The sequence below is a fragment of the Agrobacterium albertimagni AOL15 genome, from assembly GCF_000300855.1.
GTDB lineage: Bacteria > Pseudomonadota > Alphaproteobacteria > Rhizobiales > Rhizobiaceae > Allorhizobium > Allorhizobium albertimagni.
Genome location: NZ_ALJF01000002.1, coordinates 181,964 through 203,412, shown reverse-complemented (window position 1 = coordinate 203,412; position 21,449 = coordinate 181,964). Strand labels below are relative to the sequence as shown.

Genomic DNA, 21,449 nt, shown 5'->3' with positions numbered 1-21,449 from the left:
GACAAGGGCGACACGTCAAGACATATCCTCATCCTACGAAACAGGAGATGAACTCATGTTGAAGAAGACCCTGCTCGCCACGGCGGCTCTCGTTGCTCTGGCTTCCGGCGTCCACGCCGAAGACCTCAAGGAATTCCGTATCGGCATCCTCGGCGGCGAAAACGAAGCCGACCGCCTGCGCAACTTCCAGTGCATGACCGACAAGCTGCCGGCCGCTCTCGGCGTCGAGAAGGTCTCGCTCTTCCCGGCCGCCGACTATGACGGCGTCGTGCAGGGCCTCCTCGGTGGCACGCTCGATTACGCCGAACTTGGCGCCTCGGCCTATGCCAAGGTCTACCTCTCCAAGGAAGACGCGGTCGAGCCGATCCTGACGACCGTCCAGACCGATGGCTCCAGCGGCTACTACTCGATCATGGTCGCCCGCAAGGACTCGGGCATCACCAAGATCGAAGACATGAAGGGCAAGAAGCTCGGCTTTGCCGATCCGGACTCGGCTTCGGGCTACCTCGTTCCCCTCGTCACCCTCCCGGAAGCCATCGGCGGTCCGGTCAAAGAATATTTCGGTGAAACCGGCTTTGGCGGCGGTCACGAAAACCTCGTTCTCGAAGTCGTCAAGGGCACCTTTGCTGCCGGCACCACCTGGGGTTCTGGCGTTGGCGATTTCAGGGACGGCTACACTTCCGGCAACCTGCGCAAGATGGTCGACAAGGGCATCCTGAACATGGACGACCTCGTTGAAGTCTGGAAGTCCCCGCTGATCCCGAACGGCCCGGTCGTCGTTCGCACCTCGATGAACGAGGACATGAAGATGAAGTTCAAGCAGTTCATGATGGATCTGCCGACCTCCGACCCGGCCTGCTTCTCGGCTGTCCAGGGCGGCGACTTCAAGGGCTTTACCGAAGTCAACGTCGACTTCTACAAGCCGATCATCGAAGCCCGCAAGGCAACCATCGGCGGCTGATCGCTGACGCACCCAACAGGACCGCCGGTCGAGAAACCGCCGGCGGTCTTTTCTTGAAGCCCATTCCAGAGGAATTGTGGTAATGGCCATGACGGCGACACAGCCCATCTTGAGCGAACGCGGCGCGCTCGTCGAGCGCCATTGGCAGGAGCTCGCCGCGAAGCGGCGCATCTACACAGCTGTGAGTGCCCTGCTCCTGCTTTTGGCAGTCAGCGGTTCACTCTGGTTCGCCAACGAGACCAATGCCGGCAAGTTCTTCGACCGTCTGCCCTATCTCTTCGACTTCGTTGAAGAATTGGTTCCGCGCGATGGATGGGAGATCTGGCGGGCCCTCTTCGACCTTCCCTCGCCTTATGACGACGGCAGCCTGAAGTTCAATTATCCCGAAGGACGGCTTTACGTCACCGAGAGCCTCTACATCCCCGAATACTTCCACAAGATGCTCGAGACGGTGAACATCGCGCTGCTCTCCACGGTCATCGCGATGATCTTCGGTTATGGTCTCGCCTTCCTCGCAGCCAAGAACACCATGCCGAGCACATGGATCCGCTGGCCGGTCCGGCGTTTCATGGAAATCCTGCGTGCCTTCCCGGAGGTCGTCATCGCCGGCTTCTTCCTCGCCATTCTTTCGCTGGGCCCGATCCCTGCCATCATCGCAATCACGATTCACACCATCGGCGCACTCGGCAAGATGTTCTTCGAGGTCATCGAGAATGCCGACATGCGGCCGGACGAGGGGCTGCGAGCCGTGGGCGCCAACTGGTTCGAGCGCGTCTGGTTTGCCATGACGCCCCAGGTCATGCCGAACTTCATGAGCTACTTCCTGCTACGTCTGGAGATCAACGTGCGCGCCTCGACGATCATCGGCGCCGTCGGCGGCGGCGGGATCGGCGAAGCCCTGCGCCTGTCGATCGGTCAGGGCCACGAGGCAAAGACCCTCGCAATCATCCTTCTCCTTCTGTCGACCGTCATCGCTGTCGACCAATTCTCAGCCTGGCTGCGCCGCAAGCTCGTCGGCGAGCAGGCCTTCCAGTCGGTCACGTGAGGTTTCCATGTCGATGATGAACACCGCCGAACTGAACCGCCTGGCCGAACGCTATCCGCAGGTCCTGGAACGCAGCCTCTGGCAACGCTATCGGATCCCGTTTTCGATCGGCACGCTCGCGCTCTATTTCCTGTTCTGCTGGTGGTTCTTTGCCATCGGCAAGACGCTGTCCGAAGCCAATTGGGGCATCGCCGGCAATTACCTCGCAGACTGGGTGTCCTATGAGATCCGCCCCGAATTCAACATCGACCGCGACGGCGCGATTACCCTGACATATCCCCGCTTCGATCCGATCGGCCCAAACCCGAATCCCGAATGGATTGAAACCAGCCGCGACACCATCACGCGCTCCGCAGCGGTAACCCCCGATGCCTCCACCGCTGCGCCGACTGCGGCAAAACCGAGCACGTCCTTCAGTTTCATGGCATCGCCGACGCCTCAGGCGGCACCCGCCACGAGTGGAACCGAAACGCCGGACGCGACAGCCACCTCGACGTCGGAGGACGTGATTACGGAAGCCAGAGTGGCCCTGTCTACCAATGCTCATCTCGATATCTCAGGCGAACGCGTCACCTTGGTCCGTGGCGACGGAACTGCAACCCTGCTGCTGAATTCAGCTGAGGACACCGTCACCATCGAAGGCGAGAAACCGGATTGGGTCGAGCAGCGCCTCGAAGGCGGCCGTGTCATCGCCTATTTCGGCTCCGCAGGCTGGATCGACGTCTCCTCCGATCGCGTCCGCGTCCGCAAGCGCTTCTTCGGCTGGGAAAACTTCGTCTTTGACACCAACTCGCCCTTCTTCGGCCTCTCTACCGGCGAAGTCTGGCAGACGATCACATCCGGCGAACGCATTGATCCGAAGATGAGCAATCTGGCACTCGCCTGGAACAACATCCTCTACAATGCCTCCTGGCAGCATCTCGATGTCTGGACCAAGCTTCTGCAGACCATCGTCATGGCCTTCATGGGCACACTGCTCGCCATGCTGGTCGCCTTCCCGCTCTCCTTCATCGCCGCCCGCAACATCACCCGCAATCGGCCGGTCAATCAGATCACCAAGCGCTTTTTCGATTTCGTTCGCTCGGTCGACATGCTGATCTGGGCCCTGTTCTTTACCCGCGCCTTCGGCCCCGGGCCGCTTGCCGGCATCTCGGCAATCTTTGTCACCGACACCGGTACGCTCGGCAAGCTTTATGCCGAGGCGCTGGAGAACATCGACGACAAGCAGCGCGAAGGCGTGAAATCGGTCGGTGCACCGGCAGCGGCGGTGCAGCGATTCGGTGTGCTGCCGCAGGTCATGCCGGTCTTTGCCTCCCAGGCGCTCTACTTCTGGGAATCGAACACGCGATCGGCAACCATCATCGGTGCCGTCGGCGCCGGCGGCATCGGCCTCAAGCTCTGGGAAGCCATGCGCACCAATTCCGACTGGGAAAACGTCGCCTATATGGTGCTGCTCATCCTGATCGTGGTGTTCCTATTCGACGCCATCTCCAATAGCCTGCGCTCTCGCCTGATGGGCAAGAGTCGCCACTGATTCTTAAGGGCGCGGGGTCTGTTTCCGCCCCACTACAAACGAAAGACATAGCCTTGCGTTACGCCCTATACTTCGCACCCTGCGCCGACGCACCGCTGAGCCAGACGGCAGCGGCTTGGCTGGGACGCGATGCCTTCACCGGGACTGCACATCCAAGAATGGCCGAAACGGATTTTCCAGCGGAAGAACTGAATGCGCTGACGGCCGATCCCAGGCGCTATGGCTTTCACGCGACGCTCAAGGCGCCCTTTCACCTGGCCGAAGGCGTGAGAGAAGCCGATTTGCTTGCCGAGTTTGCCGCGTTCGCCACGAAAACGGCGTCCTTCGAAGTCCCCTCGGTTATCGTCGACCAGCTCGGTCACTTCTTCGCACTGGTTCCCGACAGCCTTCACGCTCCGCTGCAGCAATTCGCAGCCGATGTTGTCGAAACCTTCGAACCCTTCCGCGCCCCGCTCTCCGAGGCCGATATCGCAAGGCGCAAGCCGGACACACTGCCGCCGCGCCAGCGCGAAAACCTCCTGCGCTGGGGCTATCCTTACGTCTTCGATGAATTCCGATTTCATATGACGCTCACAGGACCAGTGCCCGAGCCAAAGGCACCGGCAATGGCCAGCATCCTTGCGGACAGATTTGCAGATTTCATCGAACGCCCCCTGCGGATCGACGGGCTTGCCCTCTTTGTCGAACCCGAACGCGGCGCTCCCTTCCTCGTCCATTCCCGGCTGCCCCTGAAGGGCGCCCAACCGAACGGCTGACCGATATGTCCGAGCAGATCCTTTCCAACGCCCGCATCGTCCTTGAAGATCGCATCATCGATGGAAGTGTCATCATAAGCGACGGCAGGATCGCGGCAATCGACGAGGGTTCGAGCCGCAGCGGCGAAGACTTCGGCGGCGATTATCTGATCCCCGGTCTGGTCGAGCTTCACACCGACCACCTGGAATCGCATTATTCCCCCCGCCCCGGCGTGCGCTGGCACATGACATCCGCCATCCAGGCGCATGACGCACAGATCGTCACCTCCGGCATCACCACCGTCTTCGATTGCCTGCGCATGGGCTCCGATGAGGACGGCGGCTTCGACAAGGGTGAGATGCGCGACATGGCCGACGCCATCCAGGCCGCCGAACGCGACGACCGGCTGCGGGCTCAGCATCTCATCCACCTGCGCTGTGAAGTCGCCTCCGACAATGTGCTCGAGCATTTCGCCGACTTCGAGAACGACCCGCATGTGCGTCTCGTCTCGCTGATGGACCACTCCCCGGGCCAGCGCCAGTTTCAGACGATGGAGCAGTACACGCTCTACTACAAGACCAAGCGCGGCCTGACTGACGAGCAGTTCGCCCGCTTCGTCGAAAGCCGGCTGCAACTCTCCGAGCGTTACTCTGCCCTGCATCGCGACACGCTCGCCAAGTCCTGCGCCGAGCGCGGGATCACGGTCGCAAGCCACGACGACGCGACGCTGGCCCATGTCGAGGAAGCCAAGGGACATGGCGTCAAGCTCGCCGAATTCCCGACCAGCATCGAAGCCGCGGAAGCCTCGCACCAATCCGGCATGAGCGTGCTGATGGGCGCCCCGAACGTCGTGCGCGGCAAGTCCCATTCCGGCAACATCGCCGCCCGCGATCTCGCCAAGCGCGGCGTGCTCGACGTCCTCTCCTCCGACTACGTGCCGCTGAGCCTTCTGCATGCGAGCTTCGTGCTCGCCGACGAGATCGACGGCATCTCTTTGCCCCAGGCGATCGCCATGGTGACGTCCACGCCCGCTCGCACCGTCAGCCTGTCCGACCGTGGTCGCATCGAAACCGGATTGCGCGCCGATCTCGTGCGCGTCCGCCGCGACGAAGGCGTACCGGTGATCCGCGCCGTCTGGCGGGAAGGCCGCCGGGTGGCCTGATGACACGCGCTGCAGAAAACGCTTCCGTGGAAGACAAGGCGACCAGCACCGGAACGCTGGTCGTCGTCGTCGGCCCGAGCGGCGTCGGCAAGGACAGTCTCATGGATATTGCGCGGCGTCACTTCGCCGGCCGCAAGGATGTCCGCTTCGTCCGACGAGCCATCACGCGCCCCGAAGACGCCGGCGGCGAAGACCATGATGCCATCAACCGCGACACGTTCGATCGCCTTGCCCGGTCCGGGGCATTCGCTGTGAGCTGGGAGGCCCACGGCCTCTGCTACGGCATTCCGGTCGATGTCCGTTCAGACCTCGCTCAGGGACGCACCCTGATCGTCAACGGATCCCGCTCGGCACTTGCGAGCGTCCACGCCGCTTTCCCCAATCTCGTAGTGGTCAACGTGACCGCACGCGCCGACGTGGTGGCAAAACGCTTGGCAGCCCGCGGTCGCGAGACGGCAACCGAAATCGAAGCCCGCCTCAACCGAACCACAGAGCCCCTCCCCGAAGATCTGAAAATGGTCACCATCGATAATAGCGGCGACTTGGAACTGGCCGGTGGGAAGCTCGTGCAATTGATCGAGGGTTTGTCGCAGTAAGGGTGGGATTCGAACCCACGATACCCTTGCGAGTATGCCGCATTTCGAGTGCGGTGCTTTCGACCACTCAGCCACCTCTCCGGTCACACTGGTCGGCGCTGGATGGCGCGGGCTGTCTCATAGCGGCAACTCACCCCCCATGCAAGAGCGAATGTGACGGTTTTTCCGGCTTTTGTCTTGACACCCCGCAGGGCCTCACGTATGCGACGCTCGACTTGAAGCGTAGGCGAGCTGCGCCTTCTGTTCTTCGCCTCCGGCGAAGCTCAACCGGCAGGATCAAAAATCCTGCTCCTCCGACTGGCAAAAAGACGGCCCCTCGCAAGGGGAGAGCCGGAACGAACATGAAAGGATAAAAAATGTTCGCAGTCATCAAGACCGGCGGTAAGCAGTACCGCGTGAACGCCAACGACGTGCTGACCATCGAAAAGCTGGAAGCCGAAGCTGGCGCAACCATCGAATTCACCGAGATTCTCGTCGTCGGCGAAGGCGAATCCGCAACCATCGGCGCGCCCTTCGTGGCCGGCGCCAAGGTTACGGCCGAAGTGGTCGAACAGACCCGCGGCAAGAAGGTCATCGCCTTCAAGAAGCGTCGTCGTCAGAACTCCAAGCGTTCGCGCGGCCATCGTCAGCACCACACCGTGGTGCGTATCACCGATATCGTCGCAGCCTGAAACGCTGATAACTAGGTTTAAAGGAGCAATCCAATGGCACACAAAAAAGCTGGCGGTTCCTCGCGCAACGGTCGCGATTCCAATTCCAAGCGCCTCGGCGTGAAGAAGTTCGGTGGCGAAGTCGTCATTCCGGGCAACATCATCGTGCGTCAGCGCGGCACCCAGTGGCATCCCGACGCAAACGTCGGCATGGGCAAGGACCATACCCTCTTTGCACTCACCGCTGGCAATGTGAACTACCGTACGAAGGCGAACGGCAAGGTATACGTGTCCGTCATGCCGAAAGCCGAAGCAGCAGAATAAAGCCGGTAGCGTTTAACAGCCGGCGTCTCATCGACCCGGCTGACCGCACCAGGTTCAGTCAGACAAAAAGGGGAGATGGGGCGCCATCTCCCCTTTTTTCTTGTCCAACGAAGGAGACTGAACCATGCAAAGTCTGATGTTGAGGGATGACCAATTACGGTCACCCGAAGAACAGCCAAGGCCCGATCGGCCGAGGAGCGATTGCCCTGTCTTATTGTCGCAAAGGCTCGTCCTGCGCGCTCCCCACATCGAAGACATCGACGCCCTTGCCCATCTCGCCAATAACGCCGCCATCGCCACCATGGTGGCGCGCATGCCGCATCCCTACACGGCGAAAGACGCGGCCGACTTCGTGCGACGCACGAATATCGGCGAGATCGGCAAGTGCGTCTATGCCATCACCAAAGCGGATAACGGCGAATTCCTCGGTTGCTGCGCGATGGAGCCCAACCCCGTCGATGATACGATTTTGGAGCTGGGTTACTGGCTGGGTGAGCCCTACTGGAACAGGGGTTATGCTACGGAAGCGGCCCATGCGCTGATCGACATGGCCTTTCGCACCCGCGAATGGGTGAGCCGCATCGATGCGCGCTGCCGGGTAACCAACATCGCCTCGCGCCGTGTCATCCAGAAGTCGGGCTTCCAATTCCAGGGCACCGGCATGGTCGGCAACCTTGCCATGGGCGGAACAGTGCCCGTCGAATGGTACCGCCTCGACCGCAAGACCTGGCTGTCGCTGAAGAGCTGGGGGGAGATGCGATGAGCGCGATGCTGGCGGATAGACCGACCACGACACCCGTCGTGCCGGGCCCCTGCCCGGTGATCGAGACGGGGCGCCTCGTTCTGCGTCCTCATCGGATGCAGGATGCGGATGCGATTGCCGGGTCGCTCGGCGATTTCGAAGTCGCCCGCATGCTGACGCGCGTGGCCGTTCCCTATGATCGGGAAGACGGTCGCGATTGGCTGAACATGGTGACATCGGGCCTGAAGCCCGACTGGCATTTTGCAATCACGCTGGATGGAGTGCATGTCGGCGTCGTCTCTCTGGAGGTCCGCCACGGTCTTTGGCACGTCGGCTACTGGCTGAACCGCTTCTATTGGGGCAAAGGCATCATGTCCGAAGCGGTCGAGGCGGCGCTCGACCGCTTCTTCCGACGCATGCCGGCGGTCGAGATCACAAGCGGCGCCTTTGCCGATAACCCTGCCTCGCTGCGCCTGCTGCAGGCACGGGGTGCCCGGATCACCGGCATGCGCGACGTCTTTTCGAAGTCACGCGGCCAGATGGTTTCGCTGGTCGAAATGCGGCTCAACCAGACGGACTTTGCCAGCCGCAATCACAAAGCATAGCCGACTTTCCTCCGGGCGCTCCGCGCCCGGAGCCACTACTCCCCGAGTTCGACCCAGACCGGGAAATGGTCGGATCCGACGGCGGAGCGATCGACGCGGCAGCTCCTCAACCGCCCGGCAAGGCCACCACTGACGAAACAGTAATCGAGATGCATGCGCCGCGAACCATCATCGCTGACCCAGCTATAGCCGTCCGAAGGACGCGCCCGGAGATGCGCCTCGGCATCGACGGGGAAGCCCGCTCTCGGCGCCCGCCCGTAATAGGCATCCTTGCGCCCGACCATCGCTATGTATTCGGCGCTTTCCGGCTCCATGTTGAAGTCGCCCATGACAAGGAAGTCCTCCGGCAGCGGCGGATCGGTGACGGCGAATTCGATCGCACCGGTGAGGGCTCCGCCCTCGGAGAGATAACCGAAGACACGCTCCTTGAGATAAGCGACCTGGGCGATGCGCTCGTCCGGCGAGACATGGTCGAGGTGGACGGAATAGACACGCAGGGCGCCATCAGGCGTCTCGATAACGGTCTCCAGCGCGCCGCGCTGCAGGTTCAGCTTGTCGAATGTGCGGTTGCGCGGCAGAAGCAGGTTGCGGCTCGATCGGATCGGATAACGCGACAGGACCATGTTGCCGAACTGGAAGCGCCGCTCACGGAGGCGACCGTCGATCGTGGTATTATCCACCAGCACGTCGCAGGCCGGACCGAAGGCCGCAAAGTAGTCCGGAAACAATGCGGAAAAGGTCTCGACCAGATCTGCGTAACCGTTCCGGCTATAGCCACGGGTCACCTCCTGCAGCGCAATCACATCCGCATCGCGGATGCTGTCGGCGATCCGATCAGGGTCAAAACGCCCGTCCTGGCCGATACCATACTGGATGTTGTAGCTTACGAACTTCACGATACTCTTTGACCTCCGCGCCAAGCGGCTATATCGATGGCCGCAACTCTCCGCGCAGAACCTGACAGAAGAATTGACGGCAGCAAGATGAAATTTCTCGACGAGGCTAAGGTATATATTCGCTCGGGCGACGGCGGCGCCGGTGCTGTTTCGTTTCGGCGCGAAAAGTTCATCGAGTTCGGCGGACCTGACGGCGGCGACGGCGGTCGTGGCGGTGACGTCTGGGTCGAGGCCGTCAACGGGCTGAACACCCTCATCGACTTCCGCTTCCAGCAGCATTTCAAGGCGAAGACCGGTACGCACGGCATGGGCCGCAACCGCACGGGCGCCAATGGCGAAGACGTGACGCTGAAGGTCCCTGTTGGTACCCAGATCTTCGAGGAAGACAACGAGACCCTGATCGTCGACATGACGGTCGAGGGCCAGCGTTTCCGCATCGCCAAGGGCGGCAATGGCGGCTTCGGCAACGCCCATTTCAAGACATCGACGAACCAGGCCCCGGACTGGGCCAATCCGGGCCTCGAAGGCGAGGAAAAGACCGTCTGGCTGCGACTGAAGCTGATCGCCGATGCCGGTCTCGTCGGACTGCCCAATGCCGGCAAGTCCACCTTCCTGGCCTCCGTCACCCGCGCTCGGCCGAAGATTGCCAACTATCCCTTCACGACGCTGCACCCCAACCTCGGCGTTGCGACCGTCGATGAGCGAGAGTTCATTCTGGCCGATATTCCGGGCCTGATCGAAGGCGCCCATGAAGGTGTCGGCATCGGCGACCGTTTCCTCGGCCATGTCGAACGCACACGCGTGCTCCTCCACCTTGTCTCCGCTCAGGAAGAAGAGGTCGGCAAGGCCTACAAGACCGTGCGCTACGAGCTCGACGCCTATGGCGGCGGTCTGGATGACAAGCCAGAAATCGTCGCGCTGTCGCAGATCGACGTGCTCGATGAGGCCGAACTGAAGAAGAAGGCGGCGGAGCTGAAAAAGGCCTGCGGTCAGACTCCCCTTCTGCTCTCCGCCATCACCGGCAAGGGCATGACGGATGCCTTGCGTGCTCTGCGTGACGTGATCGTTGCGGCACAGGGCAACCGGCCGCTTCCCGAGAAACGCGAAAAGAACCGCCGCAATCGTGATGACGACGGCAATCTGGAAGCCGGCCTCGACGACGGAGAAGGCGACGATTGATGTCCACTCGGCTCCGCTCGCTCTCCCGCGTCAAGCGGGTCGTCATCAAGATCGGATCCGCCCTTCTGGTCGATCGCGGTTCCGGGATCCGCAAGCATTGGCTCGATGCGATCTGTGACGATATCGCAGCGCTGAAAGCCCGTGGGACCGACGTTCTCGTCGTCTCCTCAGGCGCGATTGCGCTCGGTCGCACCGTTCTCGACATGCCCTCTGGCGCCCTGAAGCTCGAGGAGAGCCAGGCTTGCGCTGCTGTCGGGCAGATCGCACTTGCCCGCCACTGGTCGGAAAGCCTGTCTCGCCACCAGATTGTCGCCGGCCAGATCCTGCTGACGCTCGGCGATACCGAAGAGCGCCGTCGCTATCTCAATGCCCGCGCCACCCTAAGCCAGCTTTTGAAGATCGGTGCCATCCCGATCATCAATGAGAACGACACGGTCGCCACGACCGAAATCCGCTATGGCGACAATGATCGTCTGGCCGCTCGCGTGGCGACCATGGCCGGTGCCGACCTGCTCGTTCTTCTCTCCGATATCGACGGCCTCTACACAGCCCCGCCGCACCTCGATCCTGAGGCGCAGTTTCTCGATACGATCGAGGAAATCACCCCCGCCATCGAAGCGATGGCCGGAGGGGCTGCGTCAGAACTCTCCCGCGGTGGCATGCGCACAAAGATCGATGCCGGCAAGATCGCAACCAGTGCCGGCTGCGCCATGATCATTGCTTCCGGCAAGACGATGAACCCGCTGTCATCGATAGAGAACGGAGCACGCCATTCCTGGTTTGCGGCGTCCAAGTCGCCCGTCACCGCACGCAAGACCTGGATCGCTGGTCAGCTGCAGCCGGCGGGCACGCTTCAGGTCGACAACGGTGCCGAAGGCGCGCTGCGCTCGGGCAAGAGCCTGCTCCCGGCCGGTGTCCGCTCCGTCTCCGGCGCCTTCCATCGCGGCGATACCGTATCGATCGTCACGATCGAAGGACGCGAGATCGCCCGCGGACTGGCGGGTTACGACGCCGACGAGGCGCGCCGCATCTGCGGCCGCAAATCCAATGAGATCGAGCAGATCCTCGGTTATGCAGGTCGCGCTGCGATGATTCATCGCGACGACCTCGTCATGACCGAACTCGGCCAGCGCGAGAGCGCAGCCGGTGACCGGAAGGATGCCGCCCATGCATGATACCGTGTCGAACCAGAACTTCGTCGAGGGACTGATGCTCGACATCGGCCGCCGCGCCCGAGCCGCCGCTCGTCCCCTGGCGATCGCATCAACAGAAGCGAAGAACCGGGCATTGCTGGCCATGGCCGACGCCTTGATGGCGGCCGAGGCCGAGATCCTCGCGGCCAATGCGATCGACCTCAAGAATGCAGCCGAGTCGGGCCTTGCAGCATCCTTCATCGACCGTCTTACTCTCAATGCCGCCCGTGTTGCAGCGATCGCTCAGTCGATGCGCGAAATCGCCGAATTGCCCGATCCCGTCGGCACCGTCATCACCGAATGGGACCGCCCCAACGGCCTGCATATCGAGCGCGTCCGCACGCCGCTCGGCGTCATCGGCGTCATCTACGAAAGCCGCCCCAACGTCACAGCCGATGCCGGTGCCCTTTGCCTGAAGGCAGGCAATGCCGTGATCCTGCGCGGCGGCTCGGATTCGGCCAATTCGTCGCGCGCCATCCATGCCTGCCTGGTGAAGGGCCTTCTGTCCGCCGGCCTGCCCACTGACGCCATCCAGCTTGTGCCGACCACCGATCGTGCCGCCGTCGGTGCGCTGTTGTCCGGCCTTGAGGGATCGATCGATGTGATCGTGCCGCGCGGCGGAAAAAGCCTCGTCGCGCGAGTACAGCAGGAGGCACGCATACCGGTCTTCGCCCATCTCGAAGGACTATGCCACGTCTATATCGACGGCTCCGCCGATCTGGAGATGGCAAAGAAGATCGTGGTCAATGCCAAGATGCGCCGCACCGGCATCTGCGGTTCGGCCGAAACCCTGCTGATCGACAGTGCGGCAATCGCCACCCATCTGCAGCCCCTGATCGAGGCGCTGACCGAAGCCGGATGCGAAGTCCGTGCCTCCGCGACAGTGCTCCGGGTCATGCCGGGCCTCACGCCGGCAACGGAGGAGGACTGGCGCACGGAATATCTCGACGCGATCATTTCCGTCGCGATTGTCGACGGCATTGGTGGTGCGATCGACCATATCGCCCGCTATTCGTCGAACCACACCGAAGCCGTGATCGCCGAAGACCCCGCCGTCGTCGAACGCTTCTTCAACGAGATCGATTCCGCCATCCTGCTTCACAACGCATCGACGCAGTTCGCCGATGGCGGTGAGTTCGGCATGGGCGCCGAGATCGGCATTGCGACCGGCAAGATGCATGCGCGCGGGCCCGTGGGCGTTGAGCAGCTGACGTCCTTCAAGTACCGCGTCCGCGGCACCGGCCAGGTCCGTCCCTGACGTGGCGGAAGAGGCGGTCGCCCATCGTCATCTCGTGATGCCACATGTCGAGCGTGGTATGGTGGTCGGCCTGTTCGGCGGTTCCTTCAACCCGCCGCATCAAGGACACCTGCTCGTCGCCGAAATCGCTCTGCGTCGCCTTGGCCTTGACCAGCTCTGGTGGATGGTGACACCGGGCAACCCGTTGAAGAGCCGCACCGAACTGACGCCTCTCGCAGAGCGCCTGGAGGCCTGCGAACAGCTGGCCACGGATCCGCGCATCAAGGTGACAGCCTTCGAAAAGACGCTCGGCACGAGCTATACGGCCCGTACGCTCGAATATATCCGGTCGCGCAATCCCGCCGTCCATTTCGTCTGGATCATGGGCGCCGACAATCTCGCAGGTTTCCATCACTGGCAGCGCTGGCAGAAGATCGCCACGACCTTCCCGATCGCCGTGATCGACCGGCCCGGCTCGACGCTCGCCTATCTCTCGTCGAAGATGGCCCGCACCTTCGACTATGCGCGTGTCGATGAAGATGACGCGGGCGTGCTCTGGCAGAAGCGGGCACCGGCCTGGACCTTCATTCACGGACCCCGCTCGACGCTGAGCTCGTCGGCCATCCGAGCAGCAGCCGGCACCATGCGGCAATGACGACGCAAAGCCCGGCATCTGCGAACCTGCCTTGAAAGTTTAACGGATCGATGCCACCTTTTGTCTGCGATCTCAGTTAGGAGAATCGCAGACGTGCTGTTCTGTTTTGCCAAGGAAAGGACGAACTCTGACAACAGTACACACCAAGGGACGCGCCACCCGCGCAATCCCGAAGAGCATGGAACGTGGCGCCGATGCCGCAGCCCGTGCGCTTGAGCTGGTCCTCGCAAGCCTCGAGGACTCGAAAGCAGAAGACATCGTCTCTATCGACATTGCCGGAAAATCGGCGCTGGGCGACTACATGGTGGTCGTGTCCGGACGCTCGAACCGTCATGTCTCGGCGATCAGCGAACACCTCATTTCCGACCTCAAGGACGAAGGCATGGGCTCCGCCCGCGTCGAAGGCCTCGAGACCGGCGACTGGGTTCTGATCGATACGGGAGACATCATCGTGCATGTGTTCCGACCCGAGATCCGCGAGTTCTACAACCTGGAAAGGATGTGGGCCACTCCGGACATCGAGGACCGCCTGCACTGAAAACGGCCGGCCGTCTTCAAGGACGGTCCCGAAGCCGGATTGACACGGCGGGTCGATTCCTGCCGATAGAGATGGTTTTGTGACCTGAAACTGGGACTGCCCGCATGAAAATTGGCATCTACGCCGTGGGCCGGCTGAAAGCCGGTCCGGAGAAGGAACTCGCGTCCCGCTATCTGGACCGCTTCGCCAAGGCCGGACCGCAATGCGGCCTGGAATTCACGCGCTCCGTGGAGCTGAACGAAAGCCGCGCCGGCAATGCCGACACGAGAAAGCGCGAGGAAGCCCAGGAGCTTTCCCGCCAGATCCCTGACGGCGCGCTGATTGTCGTCCTCGACGAGCGCGGCAAGGCCTTCGACAGTGCCGAATTTGCGAAATTCGTCGGCGATGCTGCAGACAATGGCCAGCGCGACATGGCCTTCGTCATCGGTGGCGCCGATGGCATCGACCCGGACTTGCGCGATCGCGCCCGGCTCGTCCTCAATCTCGGCAAGCTGACCTGGCCGCACCAGCTCGTGCGCATCCTGATCGCCGAGCAGCTTTACCGGGCCGTGACCATCCTGACGGGCCACCCTTACCACCGCGTTTGACCTCAAATCCTGCGACCGCCGAGGCAATGCTTTGCCTTGTGCGCAAATCAGCGTATTTTCGCGCCGAACCGGATAAAGACCTTGCCAACCGCAGCCAACGACATCGCACGTCTGACCAGAGGCAAGAGCCGACAGGCTGGCCTGACGGCGGCCTGCGTTCTGGCAGCACTGGTGGCATCGGCATCACCACTTTCGACCCGTGCACAACAGCCCTCGCCTCCGAGTGAGGCAACTGAAACCCCTGCCGATGCTGAGACCACCACCGGCGCTCTGCCGCCGGGCCCCGCGACGACGGGTGATCGCGTCGTATCAGGTCCAGCGCCTGATCCAGCCCTCGAACTGCGCGCCAAGCGGGATCAGGTGAGTTCCGAGCTGCAGGAAATCGCCGCCAGCATGAAGCTGTCGGAAGAAAAGGCGACCGAACTTGAGAACAGCATCGCAGAGCTGGAAAAGACCTCGGAGAGCCTGAAGACCGCACTGATCGAATCCGCCAAACGCCGCAAGGACATCGAAAAGCAGATCAGCGAGGGCGAGAAGCGGCTGGCCGATATCGGTCTGCGCGAGGATGAGATCCGCGCGTCCTTCCGTGAGCGGCGCTCGATGCTCGCCGAAGTCCTGGCCGCTCTCCAGCGTATGGGCCGCAATCCGCCGCCGGCTTTGCTGGTCAGCCCCGAAGACGCACTCAGCTCCGTCCGTACCGCCATTCTGCTGGGAGCCGTGGTGCCCGGCATTCGCCATGAGACGGACAAGCTGGCCGCCGATCTCGAAGAGTTGATCGCGCTCAGGAATGCGGGGAAGCAGGAGATGGACAGCCTCGTCGCGGCCATCGCTAACCGCCAGGAAGAAGAGCGGCGGATGGATCTTCTCGTCGTCGAAAACGACCGGCTCGCCCGCACAAATTCGCTGCAGCTGCAGGCAGAACGCAAGCAATCGGAGGCACTTGCCGAGCGTGCCTCGACGATGGAGGCCCTGATCCAGTCGCTCGAAAGCGAGATCACTTCGGTGCGCCAGGCGGCGGAGCTTGCCCGCGCCGAAGAGGCAAGACGCAGCCAGATGAGCGAGGAGCAGAAGGCCCGCGCGCTCGAGCTTGCGCAGTCTGGATTGCCCGATAAAAACCGCATTGCGCCAGCATATCCGTTCTCTGAGCTGAAGCAGAAACTGGACTTGCCGATTGCCGGCGAAACCCTGCGACAGTTCGGCGACCCGGACGGGACAGGCCATCAGGCGCAGGGCATCGTGATTGCCTCACAGCCCGGCGCACTGGTCACTGCACCGGCCGATGCATGGGTGGTGTTTGCTGGAAATTTCCGAAGCTACGGCCAGATGATCATTCTGAACACGGGCGACGGCTATCACATGGTGCTGTCGGGCATGGACCGGATCAGCACGAGCCAAGGCAAGTTCGTCCTCTCTGGGGAGCCTCTGGCGACCATGGGTGAGAAAAGAGTGGCCAGCGCGACGGTATTGGCGCTGGAAACCGATCGGCCGACGCTTTACATTGAACTTCGGAAAGACGGTAAACCGGTTGATTCCCGTCCCTGGTGGGCCGGAGGCGATTCTGGAAAGGCACAGAATGATACGTAGGGTCTCTCTTCTCCTCGTCGGCGCATTGATGGGCGCAACCGCGATGAGCGTCATTTATTCGGCGGGTGTCCCGGCGCAGGCCGCGGGCAACTCCACCTATCGTGAACTGTCGATCTTCGGCGATGTCTTTGAGCGCATCCGCGCCCAATACGTCACACCGCCGGACGAGAACAAGCTGGTTGAAAGTGCCATCAACGGCATGCTCACCTCGCTGGACCCGCACTCCGTCTACATGAACGCCAAGGATGCGGCCGACATGCAGACCCAGACGCGCGGTGAGTTCGGCGGCATCGGCATCGAAGTCACGATGGAAGAGGAACTCGTCAAGGTCATCACACCGATCGATGACACGCCGGGCGCCAAGGCAGGCATTCTTGCCGGCGACTTCATTTCCGAGATCAACGGCGAAAGCGTCCGCGGCCTCAAGCTCGAGGAAGCTGTCGAGAAGATGCGTGGTGCGGTCAACACCCCGATCAAGCTGACGATCCTGCGTCAGGGTGCGGACAAGCCGCTCGACATCACGGTGACCCGTGAAATCATTCCGATCCGCGCCGTCAAGTCGCGCGTCGAGGGCGATGTCGGCTATCTGCGCGTCATCTCGTTTACCGAGAAGACCTATGACGACCTCGAAGCCGCCATCGAGAAGATCAAGAAGGATGTTCCGGCCGACCAGCTGAAGGGCTATGTCCTCGACCTGCGTCTCAACCCGGGTGGTCTTCTGGATCAGGCAATCTATGTCTCCGACGCCTTCCTGGAGCGCGGCGAAGTGGTTTCGACCCGTTCGCGCGATCCGCAAGATACCCGCCGCTTCAACGCCACCGCAGGTGATCTGACCGACGGCAAGCCGGTAGTCGTGTTGATCAATGGTGGTTCGGCATCGGCATCGGAAATCGTTGCTGGCGCGCTGCAGGACCTGAAGCGTGCGACCGTGCTTGGCACCCGCTCCTTCGGCAAGGGTTCCGTGCAGACCATCATCCCGATGGGCGACAAGGGCGCATTGCGCCTGACGACGGCACTCTACTACACCCCGTCGGGCAGCTCGATCCAGGGAACCGGCATCGAGCCCGACATCAAGGTCGAGCAGCCGCTTCCGGAAGAGCTTCAGGGCAAGGTGCGGACCGAAGGCGAATCCTCTCTTCCTGGCCATATCAAGGGCCAGAACGAGAACGAGGAAGGCTCCGGCTCGGTCGCCTACGTGCCGCCGGAAGCCAAGGACGACGTCCAGCTCAACTATGCACTCGACCTGCTGCGTGGCGTGAAGACCGATCCGGCCTTCCCCGCCGATCCGCAGAAGGCCGCTCTGCAGTAAGCATTTGATCCGACCGCCCGCGTATCCCTGATGCGCGGGCGGTCTTTCTGTATCCGGACTGCCGACATCACTGGAAGTATCGCATGGATCTTCATGCACCGCTCGGTCAGGAGCGCAAGGACAAGAAGCCAGGCAAAGGCGGCACTGCTTTGTCCAGTCTTGCGTCTGCCCTTGCCGTCGTCTCCCTTGCAGGCTTTTCCGCATGGACGGCCCTGTCCCCTGCGAACCTGCGCGCGGTCCCGCCGATCAATCTCACCCCTGCACCACCGGAAACCGCCGAGGCGCCAGACACGCTGGCAAGCCGCGAACCGCAGCAGGAGGCAGCCGGCATCGTCAGGAGCGGCCCGAACGACGGAGCCGTGCTCCGCCGCACCACCACTCCGGATGGGAATGTCGTCACGACCTTCAGCCCGACGGGTCGACAGGGGCCTGTCATCATCGGCACCGCATCGACCCAGGATCCGCGCCTGGCCGGCCAGCCGAATGAAGACCTGATCGAACTCACCGATGCGGGCGGATTGCCTGCCGTGTCGGCCTCCGGCCTCCGCCCCGTCGATTTCTATGCAAGACCCTGGTCCGGCGCACGCGGCACGCGGATCGCGATCGTCATTGGCGGCATCGGCCTCAGCCAGACGGGTAGCCAGAAGGCGATCCGGGAACTGCCCGAGGACATCACGCTCGCCTTTGCCGCAACGGGCAACAGCCTGCAGCGCTGGATGCAGGAGGCGCGACGCAAGGGTCACGAGATCGTGCTTCAGGTGCCGATGGAGCCCTTCGATTATCCGGCGAACGATCCGGGACGAGGCGCTCTGCTCGCCGAAAAGACGGCTGCGACCAATGTCGCCAACCTGCACCAGGCCATGGCGCAGATCAGCAATTACACTGGCATCATGAACTATATGGGCGCCCGCTTCCTCGCCGACGACAAGGCCATGGATCCTGTCATGCGCGACATCGGCAAGCGCGGGCTGATGTTCCTCGATGACGGCTCCACCGCGCGCTCTCTCTCGGGTGACTTCGCTAAGGCGATCGGCTTTCCGCATGCCTATGCGGACGTGATGATCGACGCGCAGTTGGACCGCCAGGCGATCCTGGCGAAGCTCGATGAGCTCGAGCGGATCGCCAGGCGCAACGGCCAGGCGATCGGCGTCGGTGCGGCCTTCGACGAGACCATCGCAGCGGTCGCCGAATGGCGTAATGAAGCAGTCGCCCGCGGCATCGAATTCGTCGGCGTCTCAGCGCTCGCCAACGACAACAGCCCCTGAGGATATCATGACCGAGCCCCAATCGACCAAGCCCCAGGTGAAGGCCGAAGACCTACCCTATCGCCCCTGTGTCGGGATCATGGTGTTGAACCGCGAGGGTCTCGTCTGGGCGGGACGCCGCCTTTCCGAAGGCAATTCGGAATATGACGGCTCGCCGCAGCTCTGGCAGATGCCGCAAGGCGGCATCGACCCCGGCGAAGACCCGCTGCCCGCTGCCATGCGCGAGCTTTATGAGGAGACCGGCATGAAATCCGTCTCCCTGCTTGCCGAAGCCGGTCGCTGGATCAATTACGACCTGCCGGCCCATCTGATCGGGATTGGCCTGCGCGGCAAGTTCCGCGGCCAGACCCAGCGCTGGTTCGCCTTCCGCTTCGAAGGCGACGAGAGCGAAATCGCCATCAACCCACCCCCGGGCGGCCATTCAGCGGAATTCGACGCCTGGGACTGGAAACCGATGCAGGATCTGCCTGGTCTCATCGTCCCCTTCAAACGCCGCGTCTACGAAGAGGTCGTCGCCGAGTTCGCCCATCTGGCGGGGTGAGACACGCCGCCGATTGGTTCAGGAACCGGTTGCGATCTCGAACCCTTCATCCGCCCAGCCGGTCATGCCGCCGATCATCACCTTGACCCGGCACCCGAGCCGCGCAAGCCTGAGCGCCGCGCGATCCGTGCCGTTGCAATGCGGTCCTGCGCAATAGACAACGAAGAGGGTATCCTCGGGCCATTCCGCCATCTTCCGCACGGTCATCTTGCCATGCGGCAGGTTGATCGCGCCGGGAACATGCGCTCTTTCGAACAGCTTCGGTCCGCGCACGTCGAGGAGTACGAAGTCGGCCTCGCCACGGCTCATCACCTCATGCACATCCCAGCAATCGGTCTCGAAGGCGAGCCGCGCCTGATAGTGCTGCGCGACAAGGGCCGGATCGGCGGCGGGAATTTCACTGACGAGGCTTGGCATGGCAGGCTCCTGTTCGGTCGTTGATTACTGGACCTTGCCTTTTCCCGGAATTTCAGAAAACTGGCGCGAATGACAACATGCGTAAAGATCACGCCAATGACGTCGGCATCCCCTTCTTCATCCTCGCCGCTGACGGGACCCCGCGTCGTAACCCTCGCCTATGACGGCCTTTGCACCTTCGAATTCGGTGTTGCCGTGGAAGTCTTCGGCCTTGCGCGGCCGGAAATGGGAGATGGCTGGTATCGTCACGCAACAGCTGCGATCGAGCCGGGGCCTCTGCGGGCCGCCGGCGGTCTGTCGATCAGCGCTTCAGGTGGGCTGGAACTCCTCAGCGAGGCGGATCTGATCGTCGTGCCCGGCTGGCGCGGGATCGACGAGCCTGTCCCGGCCTCGTTGATCGAGGCGCTATGCTTGGCCCATGCCAGGGGAGCGCGCCTGATGTCGCTATGTTCAGGCGTGGCAGTGCTGGCCGCGACCGGCCTCCTCGGTGGCCGGAAAGCCACGACCCACTGGCGCTATGCCGACACCGTTTCGCGAAGGCATCCCGACATCCATCTCGATCCCGACGTGCTCTATGTCGACGAAGGCCAGATCCTGACGGCTGCGGGCAGTGCTGCCGGCATCGATCTCTGTCTGCATGTCGTCCGCCGCGATTTCGGCGCGGATGCAGCCAACAGCGTTGCCCGCCGCCTTGTGGTCCCGCCGCATCGGGAAGGCGGGCAGGCGCAGTTCATCGAGAGGCCGGTGCCCCAGGAACGCGAAGGACAGCGGATGGGACCGCTGATCGACTGGATCGAGGCTAATCTGCAGCGCGAGGTGACACTCGCCAAGATGGCAGCGCGGGCTGGGATGAGCAGCCGGACCTTCCAGCGCCGCTTCCGCGACCTGACCGGCCAAAGCCCAGGTGAATTCCTCATGACCCGCCGGCTGCGCCATGCATGTGACCTGCTGGAGCACAAGGCAAGCCTGTCACTCGACGACATCGCGATCGCTTCAGGCTTTGGCACACCGGCAACACTGCGCCATCATTTCCGCACACGGCTTTCGACGAGCCCGGCCGCCTATCGGGCCAGGTTCGGGCATACAGGCAAGAATGGATAGCCGGACTTACCGATCGGCGGCGGCGGCCTCTTCGGCACTTTCCTCGATGCGCTCCATGTCGTCATCGGAAAGGCCGAAATGATGGCCGATCTCGTGGATCAGCACATGGGTGATGATATCACCCAGCGTTTCCTCGTTTTCAGCCCAGTAGTCGAGAATGGGGCGGCGATAGAGGATGATGCGGTTCGGCATCATGCCCGTTTCCATCGAGAAGCGTTCGGAAATCCCGCGCCCCTCGAACAGACCGAGCAGGTCGAAGGGTGTTTCGAGCGCCATGTCTTCGAAGACTTCATCCGTGGGGAAGTCGGCGATCTCGATGATGAGGTCGCGGCTGAGATCGCGGAACTCCTGCGGCAGGTGTCCATAGGCCTCGATCGCCAGCGACTCGAATGTGCTGATCGTCGGGGCGTGTCGTTCGCGCCAATCCTCGCTCTGGTCTATGCGGGCCATGAATACTCCTTACTGCCCGGAGATATAGGATGTTTGCGACGGTATTTCGAGAGTGAATTCAACCGAGGAATAAATTCTCATTTGAATCCGGTTGACTCTTTCGCAAAGCTCTGGAATCCATAGGAACAAATAGAGAACAATTG

The 21,449-nt window shown here is 62.3% G+C and carries 24 protein-coding genes and 1 tRNA gene; 21 read left to right on the top strand and 4 right to left on the bottom strand.

Annotated elements, in window-relative coordinates; all coding sequences use genetic code 11:
• Positions 1 to 55 precede the first annotated feature (55 nt).
• From phnD to phnN, 6 genes are all read left to right on the top strand, one after another.
• On the top strand, positions 56 to 961 hold the full coding sequence (gene phnD / locus QWE_RS01795) for a phosphonate ABC transporter substrate-binding protein (RefSeq protein ID WP_006724350.1): 906 nt from the start codon (positions 56 to 58) through the stop codon (positions 959 to 961).
• Between the two features lie 82 nt (positions 962 to 1,043).
• A complete protein-coding gene (phnE, locus tag QWE_RS01790; RefSeq protein WP_006724349.1) occupies positions 1,044 to 2,006 on the top strand; it encodes a phosphonate ABC transporter, permease protein PhnE in 963 nt (320 codons plus the stop codon).
• A 7-nt stretch (positions 2,007 to 2,013) separates the two neighbouring features.
• Positions 2,014 to 3,540 (top strand): phosphonate ABC transporter, permease protein PhnE, encoded by a 1,527-nt coding sequence (gene phnE, locus QWE_RS01785; RefSeq protein ID WP_006724348.1) that lies wholly within the window; start codon positions 2,014 to 2,016, stop codon positions 3,538 to 3,540.
• 53 nt (positions 3,541 to 3,593) lie between these two features.
• Positions 3,594 to 4,295, top strand: a complete 702-nt coding sequence (locus QWE_RS01780) for a DUF1045 domain-containing protein (RefSeq protein ID WP_040299289.1) — start codon at positions 3,594 to 3,596, stop codon at positions 4,293 to 4,295.
• Between the two features lie 5 nt (positions 4,296 to 4,300).
• Positions 4,301 to 5,437 carry an alpha-D-ribose 1-methylphosphonate 5-triphosphate diphosphatase gene (locus QWE_RS01775; protein WP_006724346.1) on the top strand — a complete coding sequence of 379 codons (1,137 nt, stop codon included), beginning with the start codon at positions 4,301 to 4,303 and terminating at the stop codon, positions 5,435 to 5,437.
• Positions 5,437 to 6,033: a phosphonate metabolism protein/1,5-bisphosphokinase (PRPP-forming) PhnN gene (gene phnN / locus QWE_RS24595; protein WP_006724345.1), complete on the top strand. Its 597-nt coding sequence runs from the start codon at positions 5,437 to 5,439 to the stop codon at positions 6,031 to 6,033. The genes QWE_RS01775 and phnN overlap by 1 nt, the downstream gene beginning before the upstream one ends.
• Here the strand turns inward: phnN and QWE_RS01765 are convergent.
• Positions 6,026 to 6,114 (bottom strand) — tRNA-Ser (locus QWE_RS01765). The genes phnN and QWE_RS01765 overlap by 8 nt on opposite strands.
• Positions 6,115 to 6,389: 275 nt before the next feature.
• On the opposite strand from QWE_RS01765, the gene rplU reads away from it, so the two are divergent.
• The 4 genes from rplU (at position 6,390) to QWE_RS01745 (ending at position 8,354) form a co-directional block, all read left to right on the top strand.
• The gene (rplU, locus tag QWE_RS01760; RefSeq protein WP_006724344.1) at positions 6,390 to 6,704 is read left to right on the top strand and encodes a 50S ribosomal protein L21; all 315 of its coding nucleotides are present in this window, start codon (positions 6,390 to 6,392) and stop codon (positions 6,702 to 6,704) included.
• A 33-nt stretch (positions 6,705 to 6,737) separates the two neighbouring features.
• The gene (rpmA, locus tag QWE_RS01755; RefSeq protein ID WP_006724343.1) at positions 6,738 to 7,007 is read left to right on the top strand and encodes a 50S ribosomal protein L27; all 270 of its coding nucleotides are present in this window, start codon (positions 6,738 to 6,740) and stop codon (positions 7,005 to 7,007) included.
• 124 nt (positions 7,008 to 7,131) lie between these two features.
• Positions 7,132 to 7,770, top strand: coding sequence for a GNAT family N-acetyltransferase (locus QWE_RS01750; RefSeq protein ID WP_006724342.1), 639 nt, complete (start codon positions 7,132 to 7,134; stop codon positions 7,768 to 7,770).
• The gene (locus QWE_RS01745; protein WP_006724341.1) at positions 7,767 to 8,354 is read left to right on the top strand and encodes a GNAT family N-acetyltransferase; all 588 of its coding nucleotides are present in this window, start codon (positions 7,767 to 7,769) and stop codon (positions 8,352 to 8,354) included. The genes QWE_RS01750 and QWE_RS01745 overlap by 4 nt, the downstream gene beginning before the upstream one ends.
• A 35-nt stretch (positions 8,355 to 8,389) precedes the next feature.
• Here QWE_RS01745 and QWE_RS01740 read toward each other — a convergent pair whose 3' ends face one another.
• The gene (locus QWE_RS01740) at positions 8,390 to 9,250 is read right to left on the bottom strand and encodes an endonuclease/exonuclease/phosphatase family protein (protein WP_006724340.1); all 861 of its coding nucleotides are present in this window, start codon (positions 9,248 to 9,250) and stop codon (positions 8,390 to 8,392) included.
• An 87-nt stretch (positions 9,251 to 9,337) separates the two neighbouring features.
• Here QWE_RS01740 and obgE point away from each other — a divergent pair, with 87 nt between their 5' ends.
• The 10 genes from obgE (at position 9,338) to QWE_RS01690 (ending at position 19,338) form a co-directional block, all read left to right on the top strand.
• Positions 9,338 to 10,429, top strand: coding sequence for a GTPase ObgE (obgE, locus tag QWE_RS01735; RefSeq protein WP_006724339.1), 1,092 nt, complete (start codon positions 9,338 to 9,340; stop codon positions 10,427 to 10,429).
• Positions 10,429 to 11,604: a glutamate 5-kinase gene (gene proB, locus QWE_RS01730; RefSeq protein ID WP_006724338.1), complete on the top strand. Its 1,176-nt coding sequence runs from the start codon at positions 10,429 to 10,431 to the stop codon at positions 11,602 to 11,604. The genes obgE and proB overlap by 1 nt, the downstream gene beginning before the upstream one ends.
• Positions 11,597 to 12,880 carry a glutamate-5-semialdehyde dehydrogenase gene (locus QWE_RS01725; protein ID WP_006724337.1) on the top strand — a complete coding sequence of 428 codons (1,284 nt, stop codon included), beginning with the start codon at positions 11,597 to 11,599 and terminating at the stop codon, positions 12,878 to 12,880. The genes proB and QWE_RS01725 overlap by 8 nt, the downstream gene beginning before the upstream one ends.
• A 37-nt stretch (positions 12,881 to 12,917) precedes the next feature.
• On the top strand, positions 12,918 to 13,514 hold the full coding sequence (locus QWE_RS01720) for a nicotinate-nucleotide adenylyltransferase (protein WP_193353701.1): 597 nt from the start codon (positions 12,918 to 12,920) through the stop codon (positions 13,512 to 13,514).
• 178 nt (positions 13,515 to 13,692) lie between these two features.
• A complete protein-coding gene (gene rsfS / locus QWE_RS01715) occupies positions 13,693 to 14,052 on the top strand; it encodes a ribosome silencing factor (protein WP_006724335.1) in 360 nt (119 codons plus the stop codon).
• Between the two features lie 104 nt (positions 14,053 to 14,156).
• A complete protein-coding gene (gene rlmH / locus QWE_RS01710; protein ID WP_006724334.1) occupies positions 14,157 to 14,639 on the top strand; it encodes a 23S rRNA (pseudouridine(1915)-N(3))-methyltransferase RlmH in 483 nt (160 codons plus the stop codon).
• Between the two features lie 141 nt (positions 14,640 to 14,780).
• Positions 14,781 to 16,223 carry a murein hydrolase activator EnvC family protein gene (locus QWE_RS01705; protein WP_040299357.1) on the top strand — a complete coding sequence of 481 codons (1,443 nt, stop codon included), beginning with the start codon at positions 14,781 to 14,783 and terminating at the stop codon, positions 16,221 to 16,223.
• A complete protein-coding gene (locus QWE_RS01700; RefSeq protein ID WP_006724332.1) occupies positions 16,213 to 17,532 on the top strand; it encodes a S41 family peptidase in 1,320 nt (439 codons plus the stop codon). The genes QWE_RS01705 and QWE_RS01700 overlap by 11 nt, the downstream gene beginning before the upstream one ends.
• 83 nt (positions 17,533 to 17,615) lie before the next feature.
• On the top strand, positions 17,616 to 18,797 hold the full coding sequence (locus QWE_RS01695) for a divergent polysaccharide deacetylase family protein (protein ID WP_006724331.1): 1,182 nt from the start codon (positions 17,616 to 17,618) through the stop codon (positions 18,795 to 18,797).
• Between the two features lie 7 nt (positions 18,798 to 18,804).
• Entirely contained in the window at positions 18,805 to 19,338 is a 534-nt protein-coding gene (locus tag QWE_RS01690; RefSeq protein WP_006724330.1) for an RNA pyrophosphohydrolase, read from the top strand.
• Between the two features lie 18 nt (positions 19,339 to 19,356).
• Here the strand turns inward: QWE_RS01690 and QWE_RS01685 are convergent, their stop codons facing one another.
• Positions 19,357 to 19,755, bottom strand: coding sequence for a rhodanese-like domain-containing protein (locus QWE_RS01685; RefSeq protein WP_006724329.1), 399 nt, complete (start codon positions 19,753 to 19,755; stop codon positions 19,357 to 19,359).
• Positions 19,756 to 19,824: 69 nt separating this feature from the next.
• Between QWE_RS01685 and ftrA the strand changes: the two genes are divergently transcribed.
• Positions 19,825 to 20,856: a transcriptional regulator FtrA gene (ftrA, locus tag QWE_RS01680; protein WP_040299280.1), complete on the top strand. Its 1,032-nt coding sequence runs from the start codon at positions 19,825 to 19,827 to the stop codon at positions 20,854 to 20,856.
• A 6-nt stretch (positions 20,857 to 20,862) separates the two neighbouring features.
• Here ftrA and QWE_RS01675 read toward each other — a convergent pair whose 3' ends face one another.
• The gene (locus QWE_RS01675; protein WP_006724327.1) at positions 20,863 to 21,306 is read right to left on the bottom strand and encodes a metallopeptidase family protein; all 444 of its coding nucleotides are present in this window, start codon (positions 21,304 to 21,306) and stop codon (positions 20,863 to 20,865) included.
• Between the last annotated feature and the right edge of the window lie 143 nt (positions 21,307 to 21,449).

Excerpts from the sequence above, each read along its gene's own strand:
- phnD (WP_006724350.1), top strand. The coding sequence starts at position 56 with ATGTTGAAGAAGACCCTGCTCGCCACGGCGGCTCTCGTTGCTCTGGCT.
- phnE (WP_006724349.1), top strand. The coding sequence starts at position 1,044 with ATGGCCATGACGGCGACACAGCCCATCTTGAGCGAACGCGGCGCGCTC.
- phnE (WP_006724348.1), top strand. The coding sequence starts at position 2,014 with ATGTCGATGATGAACACCGCCGAACTGAACCGCCTGGCCGAACGCTAT.
- QWE_RS01775 (WP_006724346.1), top strand. The coding sequence starts at position 4,301 with ATGTCCGAGCAGATCCTTTCCAACGCCCGCATCGTCCTTGAAGATCGC.
- phnN (WP_006724345.1), top strand. The coding sequence starts at position 5,437 with ATGACACGCGCTGCAGAAAACGCTTCCGTGGAAGACAAGGCGACCAGC.
- rplU (WP_006724344.1), top strand. The coding sequence starts at position 6,390 with ATGTTCGCAGTCATCAAGACCGGCGGTAAGCAGTACCGCGTGAACGCC.
- rpmA (WP_006724343.1), top strand. The coding sequence starts at position 6,738 with ATGGCACACAAAAAAGCTGGCGGTTCCTCGCGCAACGGTCGCGATTCC.
- QWE_RS01750 (WP_006724342.1), top strand. The coding sequence starts at position 7,132 with ATGCAAAGTCTGATGTTGAGGGATGACCAATTACGGTCACCCGAAGAA.
- QWE_RS01745 (WP_006724341.1), top strand. The coding sequence starts at position 7,767 with ATGAGCGCGATGCTGGCGGATAGACCGACCACGACACCCGTCGTGCCG.
- obgE (WP_006724339.1), top strand. The coding sequence starts at position 9,338 with ATGAAATTTCTCGACGAGGCTAAGGTATATATTCGCTCGGGCGACGGC.
- proB (WP_006724338.1), top strand. The coding sequence starts at position 10,429 with ATGTCCACTCGGCTCCGCTCGCTCTCCCGCGTCAAGCGGGTCGTCATC.
- QWE_RS01725 (WP_006724337.1), top strand. The coding sequence starts at position 11,597 with ATGCATGATACCGTGTCGAACCAGAACTTCGTCGAGGGACTGATGCTC.
- QWE_RS01720 (WP_193353701.1), top strand. The coding sequence starts at position 12,918 with ATGCCACATGTCGAGCGTGGTATGGTGGTCGGCCTGTTCGGCGGTTCC.
- rsfS (WP_006724335.1), top strand. The coding sequence starts at position 13,693 with ATGGAACGTGGCGCCGATGCCGCAGCCCGTGCGCTTGAGCTGGTCCTC.
- rlmH (WP_006724334.1), top strand. The coding sequence starts at position 14,157 with ATGAAAATTGGCATCTACGCCGTGGGCCGGCTGAAAGCCGGTCCGGAG.
- QWE_RS01700 (WP_006724332.1), top strand. The coding sequence starts at position 16,213 with ATGATACGTAGGGTCTCTCTTCTCCTCGTCGGCGCATTGATGGGCGCA.
- QWE_RS01695 (WP_006724331.1), top strand. The coding sequence starts at position 17,616 with ATGGATCTTCATGCACCGCTCGGTCAGGAGCGCAAGGACAAGAAGCCA.
- QWE_RS01690 (WP_006724330.1), top strand. The coding sequence starts at position 18,805 with ATGACCGAGCCCCAATCGACCAAGCCCCAGGTGAAGGCCGAAGACCTA.
- QWE_RS01685 (WP_006724329.1), bottom strand. The coding sequence starts at position 19,755 with ATGCCAAGCCTCGTCAGTGAAATTCCCGCCGCCGATCCGGCCCTTGTC.
- ftrA (WP_040299280.1), top strand. The coding sequence starts at position 19,825 with ATGACAACATGCGTAAAGATCACGCCAATGACGTCGGCATCCCCTTCT.
- QWE_RS01675 (WP_006724327.1), bottom strand. The coding sequence starts at position 21,306 with ATGGCCCGCATAGACCAGAGCGAGGATTGGCGCGAACGACACGCCCCG.